Raw genomic sequence first — 2409 nt, 5'->3', positions numbered from 1 at the left:
ACATGAAAATGCCAGGATTTGAAGGCTTTACTATCACAAATGTAGAAGAAAGAAATCCTTACATATCTATTCATATAGAAATGCCTATTAAAGATTATGTTTGTCCAACTTGTGGAGCGTTGACATGTAAAGTACACGACTACCGTATACAGAAGGTGGAAAACACTTCTCTAAATAAAAAGTATTGTTCAATGTTATCAGCATTTTTCAACTGAATGGAGTCAAACGATACTTACTATGCGTCGATTTAACGAAATGGTTCATAATAAGATTGAACAATCGAAAGCTATGACAAGTATAATTGTGATTGATGAATACAGGGGAGATACAGTATCAGCTGATTATTGCGAATGCGGAAACACGTGAATCTATTGATTTAGTACCGAATCATTAAAAAGAAACGATTAAGTGCTATTCAACATTATGGTGTGAACGTTGAAACGGTAATATTGGATATGAACTCAACCTTAAAGGCAGCTGTCAAACATGCGTTAAATTGATTTTTAAATATTGCAGACTATTTCTATTACTTACTGGATAGGATGTTATTCGCCATCGCATTCAAAGGAATAGATGCTTAGGATTGTAAGAAATGTAAACGAAGGCGTTATGTATTTTATAAAAGAGCAAGCTCACTTAATGAAGAAATGACTTGGTATTTAGAATGAGTAAGTACCCGAGCTTCTGTAACTCGGTTTGATCAAGCTAAAGAAAATGGCCCTACTTTAATAAGTAAGATCAAAGAAATATTCTATGCATTTTATAAAGAAGTTGAGGAAACGGTTATTCAAGAATTTAAAAGAGTAATTAAGCTCCTTCTAAATTGGCAAACTGAAATTTGAAACATCTACATTTATCCACCTTCTAATGGTTGTTGGCTTAAAAAGTTTTGAAAGATTTTGTACGATGATCAAATTATCAAGTAAATATAAAGAAACTGGAGTTCATTTTAGTTATATAAGTTGATTTAATGATTCCGGAACCTCCTAAACGGGTATAGAGATAAAAATAACTCCATAGGAATTGGAGATTTCAAAATTAAGTTGAAGAAGTGATGAAATGTGTTAAAGACCAGCATCATTTCAAACGTTATCAAATTATCTATCTCTATTTATCGAGGTAAAAAATAAAAGAAATCGCTCAAATTATTGATCGAATCTCTGAAACAGTCATTATTTATATTCCAATTTATAAAGAAGGTGGTCTAGAAAGACTTGTACTCGGTCATCTTTCTGGTAAACCTTCGAATTATCAAAGGAACTAAAAGCCATTCTCTTAGAAATCGTGTCCACCCAAGCCCAATTGATGTAGATTTCACAGCTAGATATAATTGGACGCTTGCGCCCGCTCGTTGTTGACTTCGTTGGAAACATCTATTCTTTACGTGGAATGTTTATCCTCTTAGATTAGCAAGGGTTTAGTTATACGCGTCCGACTTATACACGGGAAAATCTATTCTGAAAAGCAGAAAACATTTTTCGAAGAAACATTACCCTCTCTAAAAAGCGAGTAGGCGAGGAAATTAATCATATTCGTTTTGAAGATGAGGCGATTCAGCGGATCTGGTCCTTAAAAGGCAAACATAAAGGTCTAGTTGGTTGGTACATTGGATTATGAAACGGGTGAAATCTTTTAAGTCAAAGAAAAGAGTATGATGCTATCGTCGCCTTTAAAGAATTCCTATCTAAAGTTCTTGTGCATTAACCTATCGGAGAAATAGTTATGATTTTGTATAATGCCCACATTCATCACACCAAGTATTTGCAAGATTTTTCAGAAGAAAATAAGCATCGACTTGAACTCGTATCTTTGCTTCCCTATAGCCCAGCTGAAAGCTTATGGAAACAATTGAAAGAGAGTCTGTTATCAATAACATCCTTTTCTCTAATACTGAAAAACTTTAAAAATGAGAAATTTTATTCAGGATGTTAACCAACAACACGGTGAGGTTATTAACTATCTTTGTGTAAGATTATAAAACGGGATTCTTATATATCATGATCTTTTAGTCACCCCAATATTTGAGGATGAAACATTTTATTCTGATCTCTACCCATGCTCAAACTCTATCATATCAACGCTTTCACCCCTTTTTTATAAACGCTAAAAAATTTACTATAACTTTTTTGTTATAAAGTGTTGACAGTTATATCTAGTATGTTGTATTATATTAATTGTCGCTAAGACGTACTGAAAAAACTTAATTGCTATTCTTGTTGAAAACTTATTTCAAAAAGTATTTGACAAACGAAATAGAAAATGTTAAGATTATGAAGTCGTTAAAACAGACGATAAAATGAACCTTGAAAACTGAACATGTAAGACGTTAATCAATAAATGTTTTTGAACGCCAACATCTGTTGGTGGATCAAAACAAAATAGATATCATCTTCGGATGATACGCTAGCA

The 2409-nt window shown here is 32.7% G+C and carries 1 protein-coding gene and 1 pseudogene; both read left to right on the top strand.

The window, feature by feature from the left end; all coding sequences use genetic code 11:
- Positions 1-215 (top strand): annotated as a pseudogene (locus JFL43_RS22770) (hypothetical protein); the annotation flags it as partial.
- 1507 nt (positions 216-1722) lie between these two features.
- On the top strand, positions 1723-1932 hold the full coding sequence (locus JFL43_RS23555) for a hypothetical protein (RefSeq protein ID WP_200750009.1): 210 nt from the start codon (positions 1723-1725) through the stop codon (positions 1930-1932).
- Positions 1933-2409: the final 477 nt, after the last annotated feature.

It is taken from the genome of Viridibacillus soli, assembly GCF_016612995.1.
GTDB classification, from domain to species: Bacteria; Bacillota; Bacilli; order Bacillales_A; family Planococcaceae; genus Viridibacillus; species Viridibacillus soli.
The sequence above is the reverse complement of the archived record's forward strand: the minus strand, read 5'-3'. Positions and strand labels throughout refer to the sequence as shown.

Excerpts from the sequence above, each read along its gene's own strand:
- JFL43_RS23555 (WP_200750009.1), top strand. The coding sequence starts at position 1,723 with ATGATTTTGTATAATGCCCACATTCATCACACCAAGTATTTGCAAGAT.